This window comes from Tengunoibacter tsumagoiensis (assembly GCF_003967535.1).
Lineage (GTDB): Bacteria > Chloroflexota > Ktedonobacteria > Ktedonobacterales > Ktedonobacteraceae > Tengunoibacter > Tengunoibacter tsumagoiensis.
In genome coordinates this window covers 1,455,463-1,477,907 of the sequence record NZ_BIFR01000002.1, presented here as the reverse complement: position 1 = coordinate 1,477,907, position 22,445 = coordinate 1,455,463, and the positions used below count along the sequence as shown (strand labels likewise).

At 51.8% G+C, this 22,445-nt stretch carries 26 protein-coding genes and 1 pseudogene; 14 read left to right on the top strand and 13 right to left on the bottom strand.

Annotation, left to right across the window (positions count from 1 at the left end):
* Positions 1 to 16 precede the first annotated feature (16 nt).
* A complete protein-coding gene (locus EL628_RS26450; protein ID WP_126582981.1) occupies positions 17 to 226 on the top strand; it encodes a cyclase family protein in 210 nt (69 codons plus the stop codon).
* Here the strand turns inward: EL628_RS26450 and EL628_RS26445 are convergent.
* Positions 223 to 675 (bottom strand): GlcG/HbpS family heme-binding protein, encoded by a 453-nt coding sequence (locus EL628_RS26445; RefSeq protein ID WP_126582980.1) that lies wholly within the window; start codon positions 673 to 675, stop codon positions 223 to 225. The genes EL628_RS26450 and EL628_RS26445 overlap by 4 nt on opposite strands.
* A gap of 211 nt (positions 676 to 886) precedes the next feature.
* On the opposite strand from EL628_RS26445, the gene EL628_RS26440 reads away from it, so the two are divergent.
* The 5 genes from EL628_RS26440 (at position 887) to EL628_RS26420 (ending at position 7,290) form a co-directional block, all read left to right on the top strand.
* Positions 887 to 4,057 carry a winged helix-turn-helix domain-containing protein gene (locus EL628_RS26440; protein ID WP_126582979.1) on the top strand — a complete coding sequence of 1,057 codons (3,171 nt, stop codon included), beginning with the start codon at positions 887 to 889 and terminating at the stop codon, positions 4,055 to 4,057.
* Positions 4,058 to 4,170: 113 nt separating this feature from the next.
* Positions 4,171 to 4,410 (top strand): DUF8691 family protein, encoded by a 240-nt coding sequence (locus EL628_RS26435; protein WP_126582978.1) that lies wholly within the window; start codon positions 4,171 to 4,173, stop codon positions 4,408 to 4,410.
* 126 nt (positions 4,411 to 4,536) lie between these two features.
* Positions 4,537 to 5,334: an SDR family oxidoreductase gene (locus EL628_RS26430; protein WP_161975787.1), complete on the top strand. Its 798-nt coding sequence runs from the start codon at positions 4,537 to 4,539 to the stop codon at positions 5,332 to 5,334.
* Positions 5,335 to 5,591: 257 nt separating this feature from the next.
* Positions 5,592 to 6,560 carry a helix-turn-helix transcriptional regulator gene (locus EL628_RS26425; protein ID WP_126582976.1) on the top strand — a complete coding sequence of 323 codons (969 nt, stop codon included), beginning with the start codon at positions 5,592 to 5,594 and terminating at the stop codon, positions 6,558 to 6,560.
* 184 nt (positions 6,561 to 6,744) lie between these two features.
* On the top strand, positions 6,745 to 7,290 hold the full coding sequence (locus EL628_RS26420) for a hypothetical protein (RefSeq protein ID WP_245994480.1): 546 nt from the start codon (positions 6,745 to 6,747) through the stop codon (positions 7,288 to 7,290).
* 53 nt (positions 7,291 to 7,343) lie between these two features.
* Here the strand turns inward: EL628_RS26420 and EL628_RS30685 are convergent.
* Positions 7,344 to 7,525, bottom strand: a pseudogene (locus EL628_RS30685) (Tn3 family transposase); the annotation flags it as partial.
* Positions 7,526 to 7,711: 186 nt separating this feature from the next.
* Between EL628_RS30685 and EL628_RS26415 the strand changes: the two are divergent.
* Positions 7,712 to 8,338, top strand: coding sequence for a hypothetical protein (locus EL628_RS26415; protein WP_126582975.1), 627 nt, complete (start codon positions 7,712 to 7,714; stop codon positions 8,336 to 8,338).
* A gap of 44 nt (positions 8,339 to 8,382) precedes the next feature.
* Here the strand turns inward: EL628_RS26415 and EL628_RS26410 are convergent, their stop codons facing one another.
* Complete coding sequence (locus EL628_RS26410; RefSeq protein ID WP_126582974.1) at positions 8,383 to 9,246, bottom strand: COG4705 family protein; 864 nt, start codon at positions 9,244 to 9,246, stop codon at positions 8,383 to 8,385.
* 301 nt (positions 9,247 to 9,547) lie between these two features.
* Between EL628_RS26410 and EL628_RS26405 the strand changes: the two genes are divergently transcribed.
* Together EL628_RS26405 and EL628_RS26400 are read left to right on the top strand one after the other, a co-directional pair.
* Complete coding sequence (locus EL628_RS26405) at positions 9,548 to 10,225, top strand: response regulator transcription factor (RefSeq protein WP_126582973.1); 678 nt, start codon at positions 9,548 to 9,550, stop codon at positions 10,223 to 10,225.
* Positions 10,222 to 11,688, top strand: coding sequence for a sensor histidine kinase (locus EL628_RS26400; protein ID WP_161975786.1), 1,467 nt, complete (start codon positions 10,222 to 10,224; stop codon positions 11,686 to 11,688). The genes EL628_RS26405 and EL628_RS26400 overlap by 4 nt, the downstream gene beginning before the upstream one ends.
* A gap of 127 nt (positions 11,689 to 11,815) precedes the next feature.
* Here EL628_RS26400 and EL628_RS26395 read toward each other — a convergent pair whose 3' ends face one another.
* The 6 genes from EL628_RS26395 to EL628_RS26380 form a co-directional block, all read right to left on the bottom strand.
* Complete coding sequence (locus EL628_RS26395) at positions 11,816 to 12,700, bottom strand: hypothetical protein (protein ID WP_126582971.1); 885 nt, start codon at positions 12,698 to 12,700, stop codon at positions 11,816 to 11,818.
* 150 nt (positions 12,701 to 12,850) lie between these two features.
* Entirely contained in the window at positions 12,851 to 12,979 is a 129-nt protein-coding gene (locus EL628_RS30905; protein WP_281276573.1) for a hypothetical protein, read from the bottom strand.
* A gap of 345 nt (positions 12,980 to 13,324) precedes the next feature.
* Positions 13,325 to 13,492 (bottom strand): hypothetical protein, encoded by a 168-nt coding sequence (locus EL628_RS30010; protein ID WP_161975785.1) that lies wholly within the window; start codon positions 13,490 to 13,492, stop codon positions 13,325 to 13,327.
* Positions 13,493 to 13,508: 16 nt separating this feature from the next.
* The gene (locus EL628_RS26390) at positions 13,509 to 13,916 is read right to left on the bottom strand and encodes a VOC family protein (protein ID WP_126582970.1); all 408 of its coding nucleotides are present in this window, start codon (positions 13,914 to 13,916) and stop codon (positions 13,509 to 13,511) included.
* Positions 13,917 to 14,054: 138 nt separating this feature from the next.
* Complete coding sequence (locus EL628_RS26385) at positions 14,055 to 15,002, bottom strand: AraC family transcriptional regulator (protein WP_126582969.1); 948 nt, start codon at positions 15,000 to 15,002, stop codon at positions 14,055 to 14,057.
* Between the two features lie 414 nt (positions 15,003 to 15,416).
* Positions 15,417 to 16,055: a hypothetical protein gene (locus EL628_RS26380; protein ID WP_126582968.1), complete on the bottom strand. Its 639-nt coding sequence runs from the start codon at positions 16,053 to 16,055 to the stop codon at positions 15,417 to 15,419.
* Positions 16,056 to 16,227: 172 nt separating this feature from the next.
* On the opposite strand from EL628_RS26380, the gene EL628_RS30005 reads away from it, so the two are divergent.
* From EL628_RS30005 to EL628_RS26370, 3 genes are all read left to right on the top strand, one after another.
* Positions 16,228 to 16,389: a hypothetical protein gene (locus EL628_RS30005; RefSeq protein WP_161975784.1), complete on the top strand. Its 162-nt coding sequence runs from the start codon at positions 16,228 to 16,230 to the stop codon at positions 16,387 to 16,389.
* Positions 16,390 to 16,996: 607 nt separating this feature from the next.
* Positions 16,997 to 17,518, top strand: coding sequence for a DinB family protein (locus tag EL628_RS26375; protein WP_126582967.1), 522 nt, complete (start codon positions 16,997 to 16,999; stop codon positions 17,516 to 17,518).
* A gap of 56 nt (positions 17,519 to 17,574) precedes the next feature.
* On the top strand, positions 17,575 to 17,982 hold the full coding sequence (locus EL628_RS26370; RefSeq protein WP_126582966.1) for a VOC family protein: 408 nt from the start codon (positions 17,575 to 17,577) through the stop codon (positions 17,980 to 17,982).
* Positions 17,983 to 18,241: 259 nt separating this feature from the next.
* On the opposite strand, the gene EL628_RS26365 is transcribed toward EL628_RS26370, so the two are convergent.
* The 4 genes from EL628_RS26365 to EL628_RS30900 all read right to left on the bottom strand — a co-directional run bounded on the left by EL628_RS26365 (position 18,242) and on the right by EL628_RS30900 (position 20,585).
* Entirely contained in the window at positions 18,242 to 19,219 is a 978-nt protein-coding gene (locus EL628_RS26365; protein WP_126582965.1) for a proline dehydrogenase family protein, read from the bottom strand.
* A 329-nt stretch (positions 19,220 to 19,548) separates the two neighbouring features.
* Positions 19,549 to 20,109 (bottom strand): DinB family protein, encoded by a 561-nt coding sequence (locus EL628_RS26360; protein ID WP_126582964.1) that lies wholly within the window; start codon positions 20,107 to 20,109, stop codon positions 19,549 to 19,551.
* Positions 20,110 to 20,120: 11 nt separating this feature from the next.
* Complete coding sequence (locus EL628_RS26355) at positions 20,121 to 20,402, bottom strand: DinB family protein (protein WP_126582963.1); 282 nt, start codon at positions 20,400 to 20,402, stop codon at positions 20,121 to 20,123.
* Between the two features lie 57 nt (positions 20,403 to 20,459).
* Positions 20,460 to 20,585 carry a hypothetical protein gene (locus EL628_RS30900; protein ID WP_281276572.1) on the bottom strand — a complete coding sequence of 42 codons (126 nt, stop codon included), beginning with the start codon at positions 20,583 to 20,585 and terminating at the stop codon, positions 20,460 to 20,462.
* 146 nt (positions 20,586 to 20,731) lie between these two features.
* Between EL628_RS30900 and EL628_RS26350 the strand changes: the two genes are divergently transcribed.
* Positions 20,732 to 21,745, top strand: a complete 1,014-nt coding sequence (locus EL628_RS26350; protein WP_126582962.1) for a phosphotransferase family protein — start codon at positions 20,732 to 20,734, stop codon at positions 21,743 to 21,745.
* A 95-nt stretch (positions 21,746 to 21,840) separates the two neighbouring features.
* On the top strand, positions 21,841 to 22,407 hold the full coding sequence (locus tag EL628_RS26345) for a redoxin domain-containing protein (protein ID WP_126582961.1): 567 nt from the start codon (positions 21,841 to 21,843) through the stop codon (positions 22,405 to 22,407).
* Positions 22,408 to 22,445 lie beyond the last annotated feature (38 nt).

The window sequence follows — 22,445 nt, the reverse complement described above, 5'->3', positions numbered from 1 at the left end:
TCTGGAGTGCGTCCCCATGATCCGCATCTATGCCGTCAACATTGAAGCGACCAAGGGCAACGAGCGTCCTATTCACATCACCCTGCTGGGCGCGGTAGCTCTGATCGTCGAGCCCCTCTGTAACCCGGATCAGCTACCAGACGAAGGATTTCGCTTCAGCGCGCTGCCGCTCAAATTCAAGGGCGACGGCACCTTTCGGGCGCACGCCCTGGCCTGCATTGGTTAAAAGTCGTTTTCTATTATGCCGCTATCAGAAAGGTAGGTTGTCAGAGCCTGCTCGCCAGCCTGCGCGATGATGCTATCCTGGCTGGAGCGCACACCGCTCACGCCGATGGCTCCAACCACATGTTCACCGACGCGCAATGGGATTCCACCTTCGAGTGGGAGCATCCCTGGCATGCCAAGGACGACCATATTCCCTTTGTCCAGGAGGTCCTCATGGAAGCTAGTAGGTCGGCGAAAATTGACCGCATGTATGGCCTTGGCGATCGCTACGTCAACGCTCGAATTGGCATTCTGATCCATGCGCTGGAAATAGAGCAGGCTGCCGCTATCATCTACAATAGCGATGGCTACCGACCATTCATTTTTGAGTGCAACATCTTCAGCGGCGGCTGCCATCACTTTGGCCGCCGCTAGTGTAAGAACGGGTCTGGTAGGAAGTTTTTGAGTCATACAATATCCATTCTTTTTCTATTCATATCTGAACTGGAGTGGTAGCCCAATCAATCGATCGGATTATGGCTACATCGCGCCGAAACCTGATCACTTTTAGCAGATCCAGTTTGAGTGTATACAACTTGCTTGCAGGCTTTCCCTCGCTTCTGCTATACTCAAGCGTGTTGGGGAGTTGGGGCGAGGTCTGTTGTGGACAAGAAAGGAACCCATGCCAAAACTACCGGCTCATGCACTCATCTGGTCTGCCAGGAAGCGATGTTACTTACTGCACACGTCTGAACACCCTCCAGTGCCGATCATCTCTGGAAACGAAGAACGATGGCACGTCTGGTTGGCCACTCATTCCTCCTTTTCCTTTCAGGGCCAACAAGGCCGCCTGAACGTGCTCAAAGAGGACCGGCCTCGGGGGACAGGTTACTGGTATGGGTACCACACCAGTTCTGGTCAGAGGAGAAAGCGCTATCTTGGACCAGATGGAGCCCTGACTCTCGCACGCTTAGAGGAGATGGCACAGGCGCTACAGGACAGCAAGCAGGAGCCTTTACAGCAACGCTTGCTCCCTATCTCCGTGCCAACCTCTCAGGCTGACAACGAGACCGTTTCCAGCACAGTGAGACAAGGCGATAGGATCAATGACTCCGGTATGATCATGACCAGACTCTCTCCTCCAGGCCTGCCTGCCACTCTGATCATACGCGAGCGGCTTCTCTCGGTCATGGATACTGCACTCTCTTGTCCGCTGACCCTGGTCTCCGCTTCCGCTGGTTGGGGCAAGACTACGCTACTCTCGGCATGGGTGCATCGGCATCCCCAACCCGTTGCCTGGCTGTCTCTGGAGGAATTGGACAATGACCCGACGCGGTTTTGGGCCTCGCTGATCACTGCACTGCGCAGATGGCAGCCAGAGATCGGTGAGCGTTCGCTTCCCCTACTGGCAGGAAGATCTCTTTCTACTGGTGTGATCATGCTCCTCAACGAGCTGGTTGACAGAAATGAACAGCCCGCGTCCATCGTGCTGATCCTTGATGACTATCATGTGATCGATGAGCCAAGCATCCATGCCTCCTTGAGCATCTTCTTGAAGCATCTCCCTTCCTATCTCCATCTGATCATCTCCAGTCGCGTAGACCCGGATCTTCCTCTCTCTCGCTTGCGGGTGCGCGGGCAACTGGTCGAGGTCCGCGACACAGACCTGCGCTTTACACGGGAAGAGGCTCAGCGCTTTCTCATCGAGCAGATGGGACTCGCCCTCGAAGATCGCGAGGTTGCCCTCCTGGAAGCGCGCACTGAGGGTTGGATTGCCAGCTTGCACCTGGCAGCACTCTTCCTCCAGAAACAGTCTGATCTCTCTGCGGGGGTGCGGATGCTCAGGGGCAACCAGCGCTTCCTCCTTGACTATCTGCGCGAAGAGATTCTCGCCAGCCTGTCGCAAGACATACAAGACTTCTTGCTAGAGACGAGTTGGCTCAATCCTTTGAGCGCCTCACTCTGCGATGCCGTCAGAGGCAGAGAGGATAGTGCATACCTGCTCGAACAGGTGGAACGCGCGAATCTGTTTCTCCACCCCCTTTCTGAGAGTCGGCAGTGGTACCGCTATCATGCCTTGTGGGCACAGGCTATGCAGTATGAGGCCAGGCTGCGCCTGGGTGCATCCGCTCTGCATGCGTTTAGTGAGAAAGCGAGTCTCTGGTATGAGCAACAGCGGATGCTTCCCGAAGCGATTGAAGCTGCGCTGGCGTGTGAACAGTTTCCCCGCGCGGCTACGCTGATCGGACGATTTCTCGTTCCCGATAGCTTTCACAATGCCTATCATCTGCTCTGTTCCTGGCTCAAACGCCTGCCGGAGGAGGAGTTGCATACCCAGCCGGATCTCTGTTTTCAGTATGCACTTGCCCTGTTATTTACGATGGATCGGCGTTCGCCTGCTCTGTGGGTACGAATAGAGCCTTTGTTGCAGTGGGCTGAGCAGGGCTTTGAGGCTATCAAGCAGAGGGAAAAGCTTGGGGAAGCCTCCCAACTGCATGCTGGTCTTGCCTTCTTTCAAGGAGATTTCACACAGATGTTTGCCCTGGCCAGGCAAGCACAACCCCTATTGCGAGAGGAAAGTCTGCTGTATGCTGATAATCTCTTGCTCAGGGGGCTTGCCTCTCTGCTGGCAGGCAATATACAAGAGGCCTGGCGACAGTTTCTCGAAGGGTATAGGAGAACAAAAAACCTTGAGAATCATTCCTCGACCTTCATCGCGTCCCTCTGGTTGGGGGAGGTTTGCCTGGAACAAGGCGAACTCCCCAGGGCAGAGCACTATAGTTGGCAAGCTCATGCACTCATGGATAAAGATTCGGAGTTTGCTCGCCAACAGCTGTTGCTCGAAACAGGAGACCTTGAGCCGTTTTTTACCTCGTGGGCCTATCATTGCCTGGCGCAGCTTTCGTATGAGCGTAATGACCTCACCAGCGCACAGAGGTATCTTTCCCAGGCACAGGCAGTAAGAGCACACCCAGAGGAAGGGGTCCATCTGTTGGCATTGGGCGCATTCGTTGAGGTTCGCCTGTTACATGCGTATGGAGAGACCACACCAGCTCTCGATCTGCTCTCGCACTGGGAGCGGCGTACGCGCTTCTCCTGGGCTTCGAGAGCGATTCGTACCTGCCGGGCGCGGCTACAACTGGCCAGGGGCGATCTCTCTGCAGTCGAGCAATGGGCATGGGAAAAGCAACAAGCCGATCAGTCTCATGTGCCCGAACAGGAGGCATTTCCTCTTTTATACCAGCAGGAAGAAGCGCTCCTCCTGGTGCGTTTGCACCTCGCGCAAAAGAAAGGGGAGGCTGCGTTGGATGAGTTGGTTCCCTGGAAAGAGCTGGCCCAGGCTCAGGGGCGCAAACGCAGCGTGCTGGAAACTCTGATCCTGAAGGCCCTGGCTCACGCTGTCTCTCAAGAAGCTCCTCAGGCCAGAACCTCCCTGCTGGAGGCGGTACAACTGGCGCAACCAGAAAATGTTCAACGCCTCTTTCTGGATGAAGGGCCAACGATGGAGCATCTGCTGAAAACGCTGCTGCCAGAACTACACGAGATCTCTCTGATCTCCTTTGTGCGAACTCTCTTGCGCGCGTTTGCCGAGGAGCCAGGGGCCCGGTCAGCCAAAGAGGCCACGCTTTCTCCAGAAGAGTCGATGCCCCTGGAACCGCTCAGCGATCAGGAGCAACGAGTCCTACGTCTGCTTGTCGTGGGACGCTCTAACCCGGAAATTGCGCGTGACCTGGTGATCTCGGTCAATACTGTAAAAACCCATATCCAGAGCATCTACCGCAAAATGAACGTCCACAATCGTATTGAAGCCAGTGAGGTTGTACGGCGCTGGTCGCTGCTCTCCTCTTCCTGATCCTCTCCCTGTTTCTCTCACCTACGTAAACCATCCCATCAGGTGATGGGCAACTCACCCCCTACCGTTTTATACTTCAATCACTCTGAACGAAAGGGGGGGGCATCTCCTCGATGCAATGCCGTATCGCGATCAAAGGACCCCTGGACCCATCCTGGCACGAATGGTTTGAGGATCTTCGGATTGCTCCTGACGGCCCTACGAAAACAGTGCTCTCTGGACCACTGGTCGATCAAGCGGCTCTCTATCGGGTGCTGCTCAAAATACGGAGTCTTGGCCTTGTTTTGCTTTTTTTGGAAACATATGAGGTCGACTGGGAGCCAGAGAAGGAAAGAACGAAACATACTCAATAGTCAGAAAGGCAGAATATCTTCAACCAGAACGATAATAGCAAGCTTGCTGTCAAAACGCAGGCTTGATCAGCACATCTACAAAACGCATTTTGAGATATAGTAAGATACAGAAAGAGAAAAATGAAGATGTCAACCATACTTGTTACCGGAGCGACAGGAACGTTAGGGAATGAAGTCGTGCAGCAATTGCATACACGTGGGCATCATGTTCGCGCGTATACGCGACAAGCACAGCCAGCCGTCCCCACGGGCGTAGCAGTGTTTCAGGGGGATATTCGCGATGGGAGTGGTCTGGAGAAAGCAACGAAAGGAGTGGATGCGATTATTCACTGCGCAACGTTCTTTGGCGAGGTCAAAGCGACCGATCTTGACGGAACCAGCCACCTGATCAAGGCTGCGCAAGCCCATGGTGCGCCTCATCTGATCTATGTTTCCATTGCAGGAATTGATCATAGTCCGTTTTCCTACTTTCAGGCGAAACTGGGGGTTGAACACCTCATCGAGCAATCCACCCTCCCCTGGAGCATTTTGCGCGTAACCCAATTTCATCCCTACATCTTGAGCCTGATCAAAGACTGGGAAGATGAGCAGACATCAACCATCACCGTCCCAGCAGGAACACGGTTTCAGCCCATCGATACTCGCGAAGTTGCTGCTGCTCTGGTCCAACTCGTTGAACAAGAAGCTGCTGGTCATATCCCTGATATCGGTGGACCAGAGATCTTAACTATCGAAGACATGATAGAAACCTATCAACGAGTGTTGCACAAAAAAGGTGTGATCAGGGCCGAGGGGCCAGAGGTGTTGTCAGGGGAATACTATGATGCGTTCCGTTCGGATGAGAAACTCATCCCTGATCGCGCCGTTGCTCGCATCACCTGGGAACGCTTCTTACAAGAATGGGCCGAGAAACTTTTGAAATGATCCCTCGATAGCTTTTGAAGCCAGCTGGAGAAATCCAGCTGGTCAGGATCTCTCAGCAAGAATACGTCTTTCTTCCTCTATCCTCATGCCCCTGACAAGCTTAGCAGAAGCTATCGGGAAATTATGTCGGGACCTCAATAACCTGAGGCCTTCATCTTCTATTTCATTTTCGTGAATGCGCTTGACATCTCGCTTTCGCTGCACTACTCTTGGGAGAAGAGAAGATCGAATGTACAGGTAGAAAGGGACATGTTGGTATGTACCATCCAACGAGCCGCGTGCTCACTGTTCTTGAGCTCTTGCAATCTCGACCATCTATTACTGGGCCCGAGTTGGCTACGCGTCTTGAAATGGATGTCCGAACGGTGCGCCGCTATATCACACATTTGCAAGATGTTGGGATCCCCATTGAAGCCAACATTGGTCGCTACGGTGGATATCGGCTTCGTCCCGGTTTTAAGCTCCCGCCATTAATCTTTACCGAAGATGAAGCAACCTCGATTATGATTGGACTGCTGGCAAGTTCATGGCTGGAGATAAAACAACCTTCGACCTCAATTGAGGGCGCTTTAGCCAAAGTCTCGCGCGTCCTGCCATTAAAGGCCAAAATTCGCCTGGAGGCGATGATGGCAAGTCTGGTGCTTCTTCCTCATCATCAACAAAAGCGCCCTGATGCCTCGCTCTTAATCGAGCTCAGTTGTGCGATTCAAGCATCTCAGCGCATTGAGATTGTCTATAACGCACAGCGCAAAGAGAGCACTCAACGAAAGGTAGAACCCTATGGAATGGTTGGATGGAAGGGGAACTGGTACCTCGTGGGATATTGCTGCCTGCGGCTGGAATATCGGATCTTTCGTCTCGATCGCATTCAGCAGGTAGAGGTGCTCTCCGAAACATTTAGGAAGGATGAAGGATTTGATTATGAACAATTTGTCAAAGACCGCTATCAAAGTCCTGGCATGCTGGTTGAGGTAGAATTTCAAACAGATCTTGCAACGCTTCAACAACATATGACTTCGCAGTATGGCACATTAACGCCCACTCCTACTGGGGTCCTTTTCCAGGAAGACTTTGATGATATGGAAGCCATGGCCCGCTATCTCATGGCCATAAATCTTCCCTTTGTCGTTCATTATCCCCCCGAATTGCGAACAGCTTTACAACGGATCGGCGAAAAGATGATTCAATTTGCAACCGCACAACCACCCCAGAGCTCTAACCAGTAGCAGGCCCGGGGGTCCTTCTTAGGACAGCCATGTGGGTAGCAAAAGTCTTAAATCCTTGTAGAATTTGGTAGTATGCAACGAAGCTCCCTAGAAAAGCTTCATCTGGCGGCAATTTTCTTCTTTCCTGGCTTCTGCCTGTACTAAAGCATGCTTTAAAGAATATCTGCGTGTCAGGATTATGTAATTGCGATTGAAAGTGCTACATACCTGGTTTGGACCAAAAACGGTCTTGATTTTTTGGGTCATTAGGGCTACAATCAAGAACATGGATAAAAAAATCGGAAGTGAAGCATTACAACCAAACCCAGCGCTTGAATCCTTTAAGGTTTTCGTGGGCCAATGGCAAACCACTGGATCTCATCCCTACCTTCCCGGGATAACCTTGCATGGCCGTACAACTTTTGATTGGCATGCTGGCGGCGCGTTCTTGATCATGCACACAGAGATTGACCACCCCAGTTTTCCTGACGGGGTTGCGATTTTTGGCAGCGATGATGTGGCGAAAACCTATTTTCAGCTTTACTTTGATGAACGTGGCATCTCTAGAAAATACAACATAACCATGACAGGAAATCAGTTCAAGTGGTGGCGTGATGAGCCCAGTTTTTCTCAGCGAGTCACTATGACCATAGAAGACAACGGCAACAAGATGGAAAGTCAGGGTGAAATGTCACGCGAGGGAGCGGCCTGGGAGAAGGATCTGGCACTAACGTACGTACGATTAAAGTAACTCATTCACCCCCTTTCCCCTCCTAATGTGTGTGCATCTCCATTCTCGAACATATCGAGAATGGACGATCCTTCCCAGACCCCGCACAGAATGAAGCAGCTAAATAATACTTATATAATGTATCTGATACATGATAATATCCTATTCCCCCCTAACGTATGTGGTAATCTGCTAATACGTTTTGCTCGTACATTTCCCACCTGGTACCATCGGCAAAGGAAGCCTTGTCATCCCCCGTCTGAAAGTTATCCCCAGCTTATCCACCGCCTTGTTCTGTTTTGCACAAGATATACACAAGGTTGAACGCAAAGTTGTGGAGAAGTGGGTTGTGTGGAAGAGGTTCAGGCTGGTACACTTTGAGCAATGAAGAATGATGCACCAACACCACCTACATTGGTCAAAGTGACAGGAGAAGAGCCCTATGTCTGTAACGATGTCGAAGCAATCGGAAATTACTCCGCGTAGTGCATTACGACACCGTCCCATTGGCTTAGAGGTCGATGAATTTGTCGTTGCTCGTACTCCACGTGCATCGCGAACAAAAGAGCAAAGCGTTCCTATTCGTGTTCGTACGCTCAAAGCACAACCCAGAAATGAGAAGGCCGTTCCTGTTCTCCAGTCGCCAGCCACGCATCCTTCTCATTTCTGGCTCCTGGTTATAGCCTTGAGCATGATTACGACCATCCTCCTGATCTGGATCGCACAGAACTGTTGGGCGCTTGGAACCACAACCCTGGATGATCTACGATATGGACGCCCTCGCACCGTCCACATGGATCATTTTGTTGGACATGAGACGGGCAGCGCCCCCAGTCATTTTGTGGCAATGAATATCAATGGTCAGATCAGTATCCTGGAGATCCCTGGAGGGAACTCTGGCTCGTCACATCTGCTGATGGGCCCTCACTTGAACGGACCAGGCGCAGATCTGGCTCCAGTGACCCTGGACTTCGTTGGCGACAGCCATACACCAGACCTTATCGCAGAGGTTCATGGCATCGCCATTCGTTTTCATAACACAGGCAAAACTTTTGAAGCGACCCCATAAAGCACGATGGGGCGTTTCCTTCACCCAAACTCTTTCTGGTTTTTTTACTTATGAGGGGACAAAGATGCCAGGTCATCCTCATGCTGTTGTTGAGGTTCGCTTTCTGACATGAGCAAGTTGTGACTGGCAATGACATCTTTGTGCGTGATAGAGATGTAGATGATGGTAGCCAGAATAGCTGTAAGGAAGATGCTGCTTGTTATCACCGTCCCCAGGCCCAGACCACCATCGTCGTGCGATTGAGAGAGGTAATCACCTAAGGAGGCACCCAGAGGGCGGGTGAGAATGTAGGCCATCCAGAAAGCCAGGACCGCATTGAGTTTGAAACGCCAGTGGGCAACTGCAATCAAAGCAATCGTCCCTGCAAAGAGGAGTGCTGATACAAGGTAGCCCAGTGCCAGTTTCTCGGCGAGTAGGTCGCCTGCTGCTGTTCCCAACGCAAAGGTGGACAGGATTGTGAGCCAGTAAAAGGTCTCTCGCCTCCAGGTGTAAATGGTATGAACCGAGAGTGTTTTTTCCACAGCATACCAGGCAATAAAAACAGCTGCTAACGTGGCACTGAAGAGAATAGTTGTCGTTTCTAGGGAGACGCCAAAGTTGTCTGTCAGGTTGTCAGTGATCAAGGTACCCACAATACTGATCAATACTACAACTGACCAGTAGATGCCAGGTCGATATTTGTTTGAGACGAACTGGAAAATGAGTAGAAGAATCAACAGGCTCCCCATCACCAGGGTCGTACCGGTCAAACCCAGGTTCAGGTTGGTGTTGATAAAGTCAGCTGCCGTTTCGCCAACGGTTGTGCACAGAATTTTGATAAGCCAGAAGTATATGGTCACCTCTGGCACCTTATTCACTATCTGTCGACTCAAGGGAGGAAGAGTGTGCCGATTTGCAGAAACTTTCATGAATAGGAACCTCCTTCATACAAGTTCACTGTACAATCAAGGAGTGTACACATTACATGCTCCTTGATAAAAGAGATCTTCGTTAATAAAATGTTCCACGAAGCAGAAGGACAGCAGACTTTACCTATCCTCCACATCTTTAGTAACCATACTGATGATTGATGAGAAGACAATGAGAGAGACACTTTCTTTTGGGGCGGTTTTTTGCTCAAGAAGTCCTCTCATTATTGGCTCATGAAAGTATGTTAGAGTCTTGTAGAGAAGACAGAATAGCGGAGTATAATGAGAGGAGAGATGTGTTATGCGCATCTTAATCGCGGAGGATCATCCTATTTTGGGGCCAAACGTCAAACAAGGGCTGGAGCAGTGCCACTATGCGGCGGATCTGGTGACCAATGGTCAGGATGCTTTGGCCTTTGGCATGACAATTCCTTATGACTTAATTATTCTGGATGTGATGCTTCCGGAGCTCAACGGCTTTGAGATCTGCAAAAGCCTGCGTGATAATCAGCGACGTATGCCTCTCCTTTTTTTAACAGCTTTAGGTGGGGTTGAGCAGCGCATCTCAGGTCTTGATCTCGGTGCGGATGATTATCTTACCAAGCCGTTTCTGTTTGGAGAACTGGAAGCACGTGTGCGGGCTCTTTTGCGTCGCAGAAATGAGGGGAAAACAGCGGTACTCCAATTTTTTGATCTTCAACTTGATACAAGAACTCATGAGGTTACTCGTGGTACATGCTCTATCCCTCTCTCCAGTAAAGAATATGCGCTATTGGAATTTCTTATGTATCATCCGCGTCATGTGTTGAGCCGAAGGATGATTGCTGATCACGTCTGGGATAACGATGCTGATCATCTCTCTAATATTATTGATGTATATATTGGCTATCTACGTACGAAGTTATGCGCACGGGGCGAACCGAATATTATTCACGCTATTCGTGGTGTGGGCTATCAATTGAAGGAGCCAGAAGGATGAAGTGGTCTGTGTGGCGTGTATGGTCTCCAGGTATACGCATTCAAGTCATGCTCTGGAGCATTGCTGTTTTTCTTGTCCTCCTTCTCAGCTCTGATCTCGTGCTGTACCTCGGTTTGAAACATTCACTTGAAGTAAATATGGATGCAACGCTTCAGGCCCAGGCACAACAGCTTGCCAATGGTATTAGTAATAAAAATGGCACAGTTCAACTGGATACGGAGTCACCGGAGATCGATACTCCAGCAATTGTATCTTCTTCTCGATCGCAAAATATTGCATTTAGAGTACTGATTCGCTTGCTCGATAGGCATGGGCACCTTCTACGCACGACTCCCGCTTTTCATTCCCTCGCCGTTCCATGGGAGAGTGTGACAAGATCACTGAGTGGCGCAGGTTGGCAAGGCACAGTAAGTAATGTGAGAGGACAGGAGGTTCGGCTCTATAGTATGCCACTGACCAATAATGGAGTCGTCTTTGCCGTTTTGCAGGTGGGAACGTCATTAGAGCAGACGGAAGTGGCGTTGCGTAGCTTGCTGATGCAACTTCTCCTTCTGGTTCCTCTTCTTTTTGTTCTGGGATCTCTTGGAAGCTACTTTCTTGTCAAACGTGCTTTCCATCCTATTGAAGTTCTTACCTGCACCGCTCAGGAGATTGAAGCTGGTGATCTCCATCGACGCGTTCCTCTTCCCTCTACCCGTGATGAAGTATATCGGTTAGCGGATACCTTTAACAGGATGCTTGAACGACTAGAAACTGCATTTGTGCGTCAGCGTCGTTTCGTGGCTGATGCCTCGCACGAGCTACGCACACCAACAACGGTTATTTCGAATATGGCTGAGATGGCGTTGCTGAATGCAGCTAGTAGGGATGAGTGTGCTGCAACCTTGCAAACGATTATTACAGAGTCACAACGGCTTGGGCATCTGGTCAATGATCTGTTAGCTCTGGCACGGGTGGATGAAAGACAGACCCGACTAGAACGAGAGAGGGTTCGACTGGATTTGCTGGCGTGTGCCGTGGCAACTCACCTGCAACCCATAGCTGATGAACGCCAGATTACATTGGAGGTGCAAGCATCAGAGCCTACCCTACTCGCAGGGGATGAGGCGCGACTCATCCAGGTTCTGTTAAACTTGAGTGAGAATGCACTCTCGTATACTCATCCTGGTGGAAGGGTTTGTCTCACCGTGACGAACAGAGAGGGACAAGCCTGCTTGATTGTGCAAGACACGGGGATTGGCATGGCCAGTGAGCATCTTCCACATATTTTTGAACGTTTTTACCGCATCGATCCTGCTCGCGTTCAATCAAAGGAGAGCCATAGTGGTTTGGGACTCTCCATCGTAGAGTGGGTGGTGCGAGCGCACGCAGGTTCTATTTCGGTAGAAAGTCAGGTTGGCAAAGGTTCAACCTTTACCGTGATGTTGCCATTTGTGAAGCACGAAATTTCCTGTGATGATTAGATACCTATTTTCTGTTTTTAGTCTGAAAGGAGTAGCGTAGCACATTTGTGTAAAAAGACAGGGTGCAAGGTAGTTACCCTACACCCCAAACGTTCGTGTGAGCTGTTCTGAGAGAACCTGTAAAAGACTACTTCTCGGCTTCTGCCTCAAGCACCGTCTTCTTCCCCTCAGCAGGAATAGTACCATCTGTCTCAAACTTAAAGGCAATCAGATTTAGATGGTGCTCATGGTCACGGCCAGACCAGTCGAGGTAGAGTGTTTTGGTGCTTTCACTGAAGGCCAGGCCAGCAACTCCGTTGGTCGTCGATTTCTCGTGAACCACGACCTTGCTCCCCCAGTTTTCGCCGTCTGTGGAAGAGAGAAGATTCAGATGCTCATCATGACCAATCCATGATAGGTACAGATAGCCATTTCCGAAGGTTAGTCCAGGAGTTGCCGTATGGGGGCTATCCTCTTTCAGCACCTTCTTATTCTGGAAGCTTTTGCCATTGATAGATGAAATAATATTGATATGGTGATCAGTTCCCTGCCAGGCCAGGTAAATCTTCCCGTTGCCTGCTGCCAATGCTGGCCCCGACTCCCCAGTCGTCTCTTCGTCAAGAACCAACTTGCTAAATTCGGCCAGTTCCCCATCCTCAGCGACATTGAACGCAGTAATATTGAGATGATGCTTGTGATCACGGCCAGTCCACGCCAGGAAGAGCTTATCATTGCCAAAGGTAAGCGCAGGTGCACATTTACGATGAGAGGTCTCGGCAATCGTCACCTTGTCGCTCCAGTAGAGGCCATCGGGAGAAGAGATGACATTGACTTTCTCATCATGATCAACCCAGGCCAGGAAAATTAATCCTTTGCCAAATGCAATCGCTGGCCGAGTGCTTTTAAGGATGCGTTCATGAAGCGTATGCTCATTGGTGAAGTTCTCGCCATCCTTGGAAGATAAAATATGCAGAAATTCATCTTTCGCTTCCCAGGCGATAAAGACTTCGTCTTTCCCATATGCAATAGGCATGCTATTCTCTCCTAATTATAGTTTAAATTGACCGACACTCTCATCGGTTCTCTCTATAAACGCAGAGGCTTCACCTTTTTAGCTGATTGCTTGTGTGCACAAAAATAATTCGGCTCTCAAAGTGAGAGCCGAACGTCTTGCTTTAAGATCTTACTTATCGCGTTGTTTTCGACTGGCTTTCTCTAAGAGAATGCCACCGACGAGATACGCGGCGGCAAAGGCGAGCACAGCCCCATATGCGACGGCAATGGTTTTTCCAACTGGTTGCTTTTTGTCCATGGAGGGAGATCCTTTCTCTTGAGTGTTATAATCATGCACTCTTAAAGAGAGTACGAACAGAAGGCGGGACAGGTTTATATTCTTCTTCACCTGGATGGAGGATGCCGATGGGAGCGACATTGCCGAGCTGAGAGCACAAACCAGGGAATCGCCAGAAGGGTCAGCATATTGCCCACATTCGATATGATACTGGCACTAAAGAGCGCATAGAGTGGTACACGTCTTGTTTTGCTAGTATGTCTACAAAAGGCAGGAAAAGATAACGCAATTTTCTGACTTTTTTGTAATGATAACAGAATCTGGTTGCGGAGAAAGGATATATGTATTCGTACCTCACCAATTCCCTCAATGACCATCAGTTGGCATGGCCTGGGGCATATATGGAGGGGCTCGCCTGAACGGCGGCAACATCCGCTCGTCAGCCAGACCCATCCATCGCATCTTCCAGGCGATGACGAAAAGGTGAAGCGAAAACCCCACCTTTTCGTCATCGCCAGTTTTTCCTCCCCACACTTTTTCTTCACTTTCCCTATTTTCCCGTATCTCCTGAAAGTAAGAGCGCATTGCCGTCAGGATCATTTATGATCGCGAAACACATGCCAAAAACCGTCTGATACGGCTCGCGCACGCCCTGATACCCAAATCCAACCAGTTCAGCATATTTTGCCTCTACCGCTTCCTGCCCTTTGAGATAAAACTCGAGAACCGAGCGATATCCCTTGCTCTGTTCTCCCTGCTCTTCCCAAGCAAATTGCGCATCCCAGCGATCCGGCCGGGAATCGAGAAAGAAGGTGAAGCCGTCTCTGCCCATCTTGATCTCTACATGCGATTGCTCTTCGCTCCCCTCCGGCACAGCCAGACCCAGCCGCCGATAAAATTCGATCGCTCTGCCCATATCTTTGACGATCAGTCCTACCATAAACAGTTCGAGTGCCATCTTGATCTACTCCCTTTCTTTTCAGACGCTGGCCGAAAGCGTCTGCCGCTCTCTTTCACCAGCTCACTGATGCCTTTATAGTAGGCTGAAAGGGGGGCTCTGATCTTGCCGATCTGTGCGATTTTGGTACAATCCTGCTCAATCTCTCCACTCCTGCCGATATGCCCGTGGCGTCACGCCAACCTGCCGCTTAAAGACACGTGTCAAATGGCTCTGATTGGCGAAGCCCACTTCCAAAGCAACCTGTGCCAGCGCCATCTCCCCCTTTTTCAACAACGTTTGCGCTCGCTCGATCCGCTGCCGCACGACAAACTGATGCGGGCTCTCTCCGGTTGTCTCGCGAAACAAGCGCGCGAAATGATAGATGCTAAAACCAGCCTGGCCCGCCAGTTCCTCCAGGGAGATCTCCTGCTCCAGATGGGCCTGCACAAAGTCCGCCACCCGCTGCATCTGCGGCCGCGTCAAGCCCCGCCCGCTCTCTTCCCAGCCCTTCCCTACCGCCGCATACCGCCTCAACAGATGCACTGCCAGCATCTGGGCCGCCGTCTGCGCATACAACTTGCCCGCTGAGGAAGGCTCTTCCAGCTCTTGCCACAAGGCAAACCCGATCTGTGACAGCAACGGATCTTGAAAGCCCGGCCGGCTCCTCAAGCTGACCTTCGCCCCATCATAGTCGGCCACCTCTTCGCTCACCCGCCTCAGCAGCTCCTGCTTCAAATGCACATGCAAGGTCCTGGTCGGCTGCTCGGAAAAACTCTTCCAGCGTACTTCGTACGGCTCTTCACCCTCCGCCCTCAACAGTAGATCCCCTTGCTGCACCTTCCCGCCTCTCCATGGACCATCGCTGCAGCGCTGTTCTAAGCGCATCCCTCCCCCACGAAACAGGATCAAAGCGATATCAGCATTAGCCCTCGGCTCCGCATTCCATCCCTCAAACTCATCTGGCTCGTGAAAAGCCTCGGCCCTCACCCCCTCCCAGCCAGCCTGCTCGCTCGAGAGATATAAGACGGGTGCGACCAGGGCTTTTTGCCCGTTACTATGCAACAGTCCGTTCTGTGAAACTGGTTGTCGTTCGGCGGTTGGCATAATCTATCCTTATCACCTGTATGAAACACGATCACGTTATCTCTTGAGATATACTACCACCTTTGCCGCCCCATAACGCGCAACCTCTTCTCAGAACTTTCAACGCCTTCTGCTCCGATGTTCGTATGCAAACGTGTGCAAGCACACGTCCACGCAGAATTTTGTTGTTGCTGCTGTATCCTTAACCGCCTCCATGCCGAAACACGTTGATCTTCTATCAAGTCCCAGCCGATTTTACGTCATTTGTCCGAGCAAGTACCGGAGGCGGCTTGATCAATGGGCCCGATCAAGACCCAGGACAACGCCAACCTGGCTTGCGTTTGCCGCCACCGTCGCTCCCTCTTACAATTTTTCGCGCTAGAATATAGGAAATACAACACTATCTCGCTGGGAGTTTTGTGGTTTTTACGAGCTTTAGATCCGTCGATCCTCGATCTCCCAGATATGATCAATGACGTGCCAGGCGATGCGCCGTGCCGCGTACGCTACGGGCCAGCCATTCTCCACCAGTTCGCGCCCATCAGACGGCCTGCTCAGTACCGAGGCAATCTCTTCGCGCATCGCTTCTCGTGCGGCCCGATCCCTCGCCGCAAATGGTTTCTGTTTCACGCCGATCTTCCGTCCATACGCCCGCTCGGCCTCCACAACATGTCTGAATACCTCATCTCTCTCCCTTCCCCCTCCGCGTGGCCCCTTGCGCAACTCAGCCGGTGAAACGGCAACGACCTCATCCATAATCTCCCAGGCGGCCCGCAGCAAGGAGACACGCAGAGCTGCCGCCTGTGCGTCGCTGGGCTCCCTATCAAATCTGGCGATGCTTGAAGGTGCACCCCAATCCGTCGTCGTATCCCCTTTTACGCGCTCCACCGCCAATAGATCACCCACCTCGAACTCCTGGCCTGCACGCTCGGCAATCACCCGGTACCGCTCCGCCATCTCCAGTAGCGCGTGCTGGGCCTCCCCTTCATTCTTTCCTGCCCGACACCATCCTAGCCACTTCACTGCGCACGCAAATACCTTTTTTTCGCCCACTTCCAGATATATCTCAGTCATCATCATTGTCCTTTAACAGATCTATTTTTTTATGCACAAGCAGAGTATACTCTCAAATGCGGTCAGATAGAGACCTCTTTTATCTATATGCCGACTACCCAAATTTTTTGACACAGAGCATGTTGAATGTTAAGATTCTTTTATTGTATATTTCATTCTATAGGAGGAAAATATGCTTGATCCTTTGTATGAGGAGAACCTCACGCCGCAAAGGCTCGAACGGATCAGGATGATGACCAGTCCACCATCATTGATCGAGTCAGCGGTGCTGAAAGCATGTGGCTCACCACTTCAAACGCTCACCCGCATCACTGACGGCTTCTCCAAACCATGATCATCCTGGTTTCGATGATTTGAAGTCATTACCCGCCATGTCTCCAGCCGTTCAGGCATTCAGTGCATATCAGGCGCACTTCAATGACGCCGCCCAGGTTCAGGTCATCCTCTGCGAAGCTCGAAGCACATGTCGCAGAGTATCTTGCCTTTATGGAGCGATTCCGATCCTCGTTGCAATGAGAGGAGCACAACTGAGGTCCCGAGGAAGCGCCTGGCAACACCGTTGCTCAAAAAGGCGTATAATGAAGAGCATAGACAAACCAGACAGAAAGGACCTTGGGGTAGCAGATCTTGTCACCAACAGTACCGTCTGTTGGTGATCTATCACGGAATAAGACTTCGCCGCACGTTCCGAAGCCACACGAGAGTTATCTCACGATTCCACTTTTGATCTCCTCACAAAGAAGAGGTATACAGTCCCTTGAACACTGGCGCATGGCCATGCGAAACTATATTCCCCTGTGCCAGAGACCGCCGTTCCGTGGAGACGGGACGGCAAGGGTGCAAGGCACCAGAAACCGTCTGGAACAGGAACGGGACAGACATCATTCTGCCTGAGCAGAAGAAAAAGTATTTTATGGCATGAGAAGAAAGGAACACAATCTATGATAGAACAAGCGCCCTCACTGTTTACCTTCTATCAAGGCTGGAAAACCTACCAACGGATGCTCGTTGAGATGCTTGCGCCACTTTCCCCGGAACACCTGGCTCTCCCCATCGCCTCGGACCAGCGAACCATCGGGATGGTGGTCCAACATCTGATCGCTAACCGGGTCTGGTGGTTCCAGGTCTGGATGGGCGAGGGCAGTGCTGATCTGGCTCCCATCGCCCACTGGGACCCTTCAGATGTCGCGTATCAGCCCGTGTCTGACGCTGCCACCTTGATTTCCGGGTCGGAGTCCACCTGGGGCATGATCGAGGAAACCCTTTCACACTGGACGCATGCCGACCTTGGACACATCTTCCAGCCCCCAGCAGCCTTGAGCGAAGAAGAGCGAGCAAATGTCCCCCCGTTCTCGCGACAGTGGATTATCTGGCATACGTTCGAACATGAGATCCATCACGGCGGCGAACTGTCCTTAGCCCTCAGTCAGCGCGGCCTGATGGGGATCTATGGCGACCTGTAACTGATGATAACGAAGATAAAACAGATGGTTCGATACAGAAAAAAGAGGTGGAAACCATGTTTCGCAAACTTATGGCAACGGAGTTGATCGTCCGAGATCTGGCGGCCTGTACCGCGTTCTATCGGGACACGCTCGGCCTGGTGGTGCGGGAGAGCGAGAGCACGCCCAATTCGGTCTCTTTTCAAATAGATAACGTGTACTTTTTTCTCCTGGAGGCTGGAGGAGCCGCACAGATGGTCAGTTCGGAGCCGCTTGACCTCTCGTTGGAAGGAAGCCCTCGCGTGCTGCTGGCCGCTGGAGTGGAGGATGTCGATGCTGCCTACCAGATACTGACCACCAGGGGCGTCCGGTTTCTCCGCCCTCCAACAGACCAGCCCTGGGGGCTACGCACAGCGTACTTTGCCGATCCCGAAGGCAACCTCTGGGAGATCAACCACTCTATTGAAGCGAAGCCAGAGAGATAAGCGAAGCCGTTCTGTGAGATTGGCCTCATGCTAAAAAACTCTCCAGAAAGCTTCGATGACAGATGACCCACTCTCTTCATCTGGCGATGATGTGACGAGAAACAAGCGAGCAGGTACACTCTCGCCTGTTTTCTCTTGCTGCAGAGATGACGATTCTCAGAAAATAGCTCTGAGAATCCACAAGAGATGTTGTCGACAGCGGCTCACATGAACCACTGTCGAGTCTCAGCGATATTTATGAATGTTTAAAACAGACACCCTAGAAGTAGTTGCTCGTCGGCTGTTGTGTTCGAGAAGGCTGGACACAATCGGCGAGCGCCTGATAAATATTGGGAGGATACTCCGCCAGTCGATGACAGAGATACAGGTACCATTCCGTTCCATACGGAAGATACAGACGGGTTTGGTACCCTGCCTGTTTCATCTGTTTCAACAGATCTGGACGAACGCCATAAAGCATTTCCACTTCCACCTGAGGAGCGGCAAGCCACTTCCGCCGCTCGAGTTCTTGTAAAAGATGCTGATCATGTGTCGCAATAGAGAGGGGGTGTTGCGCCGAGACTGCCCTCTCAATGAGGGAGAGAAACCGTTCATCCAGCGCTTCTCCACGCTTCATAGCGCGTTCCTCAGGCTCTTGATATGCTCCTTTGACCAGCCGTATTTTCCCTGGCAAGTGCATGAGTGCCTCAAGATCTTGCTCTGTCCGATACAAATGTGCTGCCAACGTAATTCCTACATGCGGATAGTGCGCTGCTCCCTGCTGATAGACTTCAAGGATCGCTTCCAGTTTGTCCGATTCCTCCATATCCACCATAAGACAGATGCCACGCTCTTTGGTCTCCTGAACCAGACGAAAGAAATGATCACGTGCCAGTCTTTGGCTCACCGAGAGACCAATATGAGAAAGGTCGAATGAAATCGTGGTTTCTTTGGGAAGGGAAGCAGTTTCTACGGCCTGACTGAGAGCAAGCAATTCCTCCATTGCAGCCTGGCAGGCCTGCTCAGTGCCTGTGTTTTCTCCAGCATATGCCAGGAAAATGCCATAGCCCAGGCTCGTCAAGGTTTTGGCCGTCTCAATCCCAGCCTTTCGGGTCTCGCCAGTGATAAAGCGACGAGCCGCAGGCCAAAGTGCTGCATAGACTGCGGGCGTCTGCAAGAGTGCAGATTTGAGCGGGGTATTCCGTGCGATAGCTTTTAAAGCGAGAGAGGCATCTAATTCCTCAGGTGAATACACCATATCTAATCCAATCCTTTCTTTCGAGCCGGGAAAAACCTGTTTCTGTCCATGTGAGAGGTTTTCTCAGTATACGATTTCAACCTCAATGGAGTGAGCAGGCGTTCCTTCATATTTCACTACCGACAACATCCCAGGCCAAATGGCCTATTAGGCCAGCCGGAGAAATTTACAATGCTAAGCTCTTAAAGGAACTCAGAAGCGGGCTGAAGCTACAAGGTGAAGCCCGTCATTTGCTCGCGTTTCCTATTCCTCCAAAGCGGAAGTTGGGATGCCACGTCGGATCATCTTTGGGAATGTGAAGGTGACCCGGCGGGCAGCACACTCATTCCTCAGAGGCCCACTTCCCCTTTCGCTCGCCCGACCCAGTTGAGCACCTCGTCCGGGATGCCGCGCCGTCCGAGAAAGTAGCTGAGCTGGGCCGCGTGCTCCTGCGTGTGGCGCATGATGTAGAGCGCAACCTCTACGAAGCTGACGGCCTGCCCCTCAGCCCAGGGGTACGCGAAGGTCTGGCATGCCTGTTCATCCGTTAGCGTGGAAAGGAGGGCGTGGTACTTGCGACGCGTCTCCACGAGATAGACGTGCAGTTCCTCCTTCGTATAGGGCCGTTGGGGTGAGATCGGCGGTTCAACCTCAGTCCAGATAAAGGGAGCTGGGGGAGCAAATTCCTCCTCCGACTTCCCGGAGAGATAGAAGTCGAGCCAGAAGAGCGTATGATAGGTGATGTACCAGAACTGAGCGGACTCAGGTGGCAGCCAGGGTGAGTGATCCGAGGGGTCGTTCCAGAGCCGCTCTTCCCACAGCGAGGTGGGGCAGGCCAGCAGGGCATTGTCAAGCATATCGATGGCGGCACCGAATTGCTGCCACAGAGCGCTGCGATAGATGGTTTCCATGTGTCCTCCTCTTAGATATCGATCCCGGTCAGTCCGTGCATGCCCAGTGTGAAGGAGAGTTCCCCGCCATGATGCAGATCGTGCTCAATGAGATGCCAGATTACCCACTGACGCGTATACGTTTGCTTTTTACTGTTCTCATCGGTATCGTAGACAAGTACATAGGGATCGGCAATGGTCCAGTGGGAGAGAGCATCCTGAATGACTTGCCAGATGACTTGCAATCCCTTGACCAGTGAGGCCACGTTACGGGCAGGTTGATTCGTCTGATTCCAGCTCGCAAGCGTGTCCAGATATTCATCGCTCCTTCTTTTCTCTCAGCCTACCACCAAAAGCGGTCAGAATCTACCCTATATATCCAGGTTGTGCCTCAAACTCGGGGTCGAGCTCGAATTAGTGATATGTCCTGCTGTTGGCTGGCTGTTGGCAATCGTCGTTGAGCCAATCAGCGCGGAGCGCCACCATTGCTGTGGCATTGGTGCGCTTTCAGGAACGTGGCACAGGAGCCCGAGTTTGGGGCACAACCCTTTCATCTATATGCCGACTACCCACATTTATTGACACAGAGCATTTTAAATGCTACGCTTCTTTTATTGTATATTTCATTCTATAGGAGGGAAATATGCTTGATCCTTTGTATGAGGAAGAACAGAACCGCACGCCGCAAAGGCTCGAACGGATCAGGATGATGACCAGCCCACTATCATTGATCGAGTCGGCGGTGCTGAAAGCATGTGGCTCACCACTTCAAACGCTCACCCGCATCACTGATGGCTTCTCCAACGAGGTCTATCGCGCCACCACCAGCGGCGGGGAGGGAGTGATTGTCCGTATCCACTGGTGGTCGAACGCCTATTTTAAAGAGGAGCAATGGGCGCTCAAGCAATGCGCCGCCCACGCTATTCCTACGCCTCGCTTCCTGCTTCTGGAGTATATAGGCTCCGGTGATGATGCCCGCTCGATCTGTGTGGAGACCCTCCTGCCTGGCCGCACGCTGTATTCCCTCATCGGAAGCAAGAGCCTCTCTCCTGCTGAGGCACATCCTCTGGTAAAAGCCGCTGGCGCTCTCTTGGCTCAGATTCATGCGATCCCGGCGCGGGGCTGGGGACGGATCAATGCTGAGGGGATCGGTCCTGCCCCCTCCTGGTCTGACCATTTAACGCCTTCCCTGATTGAAAACGCGTACGCGGCCGCTCCCAAGCTTCAGCTCTCCGAACAGTCAATCACCGACGCGATCGCTCTGCTTCGTTCCCATACGGCGCTTTTTGAGAAGATGGCCCCGTGCCTCCTTCACGGTGATTTCAGCGCTCAACATATTCTCGCGGAGGGCGATCAGGTCACTGGTTGCATCGATTTTGAGTTCTCGCGCAGCGGCGATCCCGCCTGGGATTTTGCCTATTGGGACTACTTCACTGGCGTCGATACCTTCCAGGGTCCACTTCTTCCCACCTCCTGGCTCCTCGAAGGCTACTGGCAGGCTCTGCCAACGATAGATCCCACCTTTGACCTGCGGATCGCGCTCTGGCGCTTAGAACTGGGACTCGAACTGCTAGCCTACCATCACAACGATTTCATTCCAGACTACTTCCAGTTTATCGGCAAGCATTTCTTGCGCTCCCTGGAAGCGCTCGCATGAGAACAATCGCCCCCTGGAATAAGCAGGCTCCTCCTTCCCGTTATGCTAAATGGAGGAGGAGTTCTCCTGCCCAACCTTTATAAGGAGCAAGATATATGCGCGCAGATATTGTCCCTGGTGGCCTCTTTCCCGATTACGAGCTCACCGACCACACAAAAACCAGACGCAAGCTCAGTGAGCTTCAGGGGAACGATCCCATGATCCTGATCCTTTCGCGCGGGCACTATTGTCCCAAAGACCATCAACAGCATCTGGAACTAGCCGCCTTCTATCCCAAAATCGCCGTTGCCTATACTCAGATTGTGACTATTTCCACAGACAATATCCTGGAGACCAACGAATTCCGTGCCTCCGTCGGTGCGCAGTGGACCTTCCTCTCTGACTCTGGTCGCAAGATCCAGCAAGATCTTGACATTCAGGAATATACCGATCCCCATCATAATCCCATGATCCCTCATACACTCGTGCTCGAGCCGGGCTTGCGCATCTATAAGATCTACAATGGCTACTGGTTTTGGGGGCGTCCCTCTCCCGACGAGCTTCGCGTCGATCTGCGCGAGGTGACGCGAAAAATCCGCGCAGACTGGGATCTCTCGGCTCCCGGCCTGCGCGAGAATTGGGAAGGCGACCACTCTCAACACTACCCCTATCAAGCGAAATAGTTACGCTGGCACTGCTTCGTGAGGTAGCGCTCTGTAAG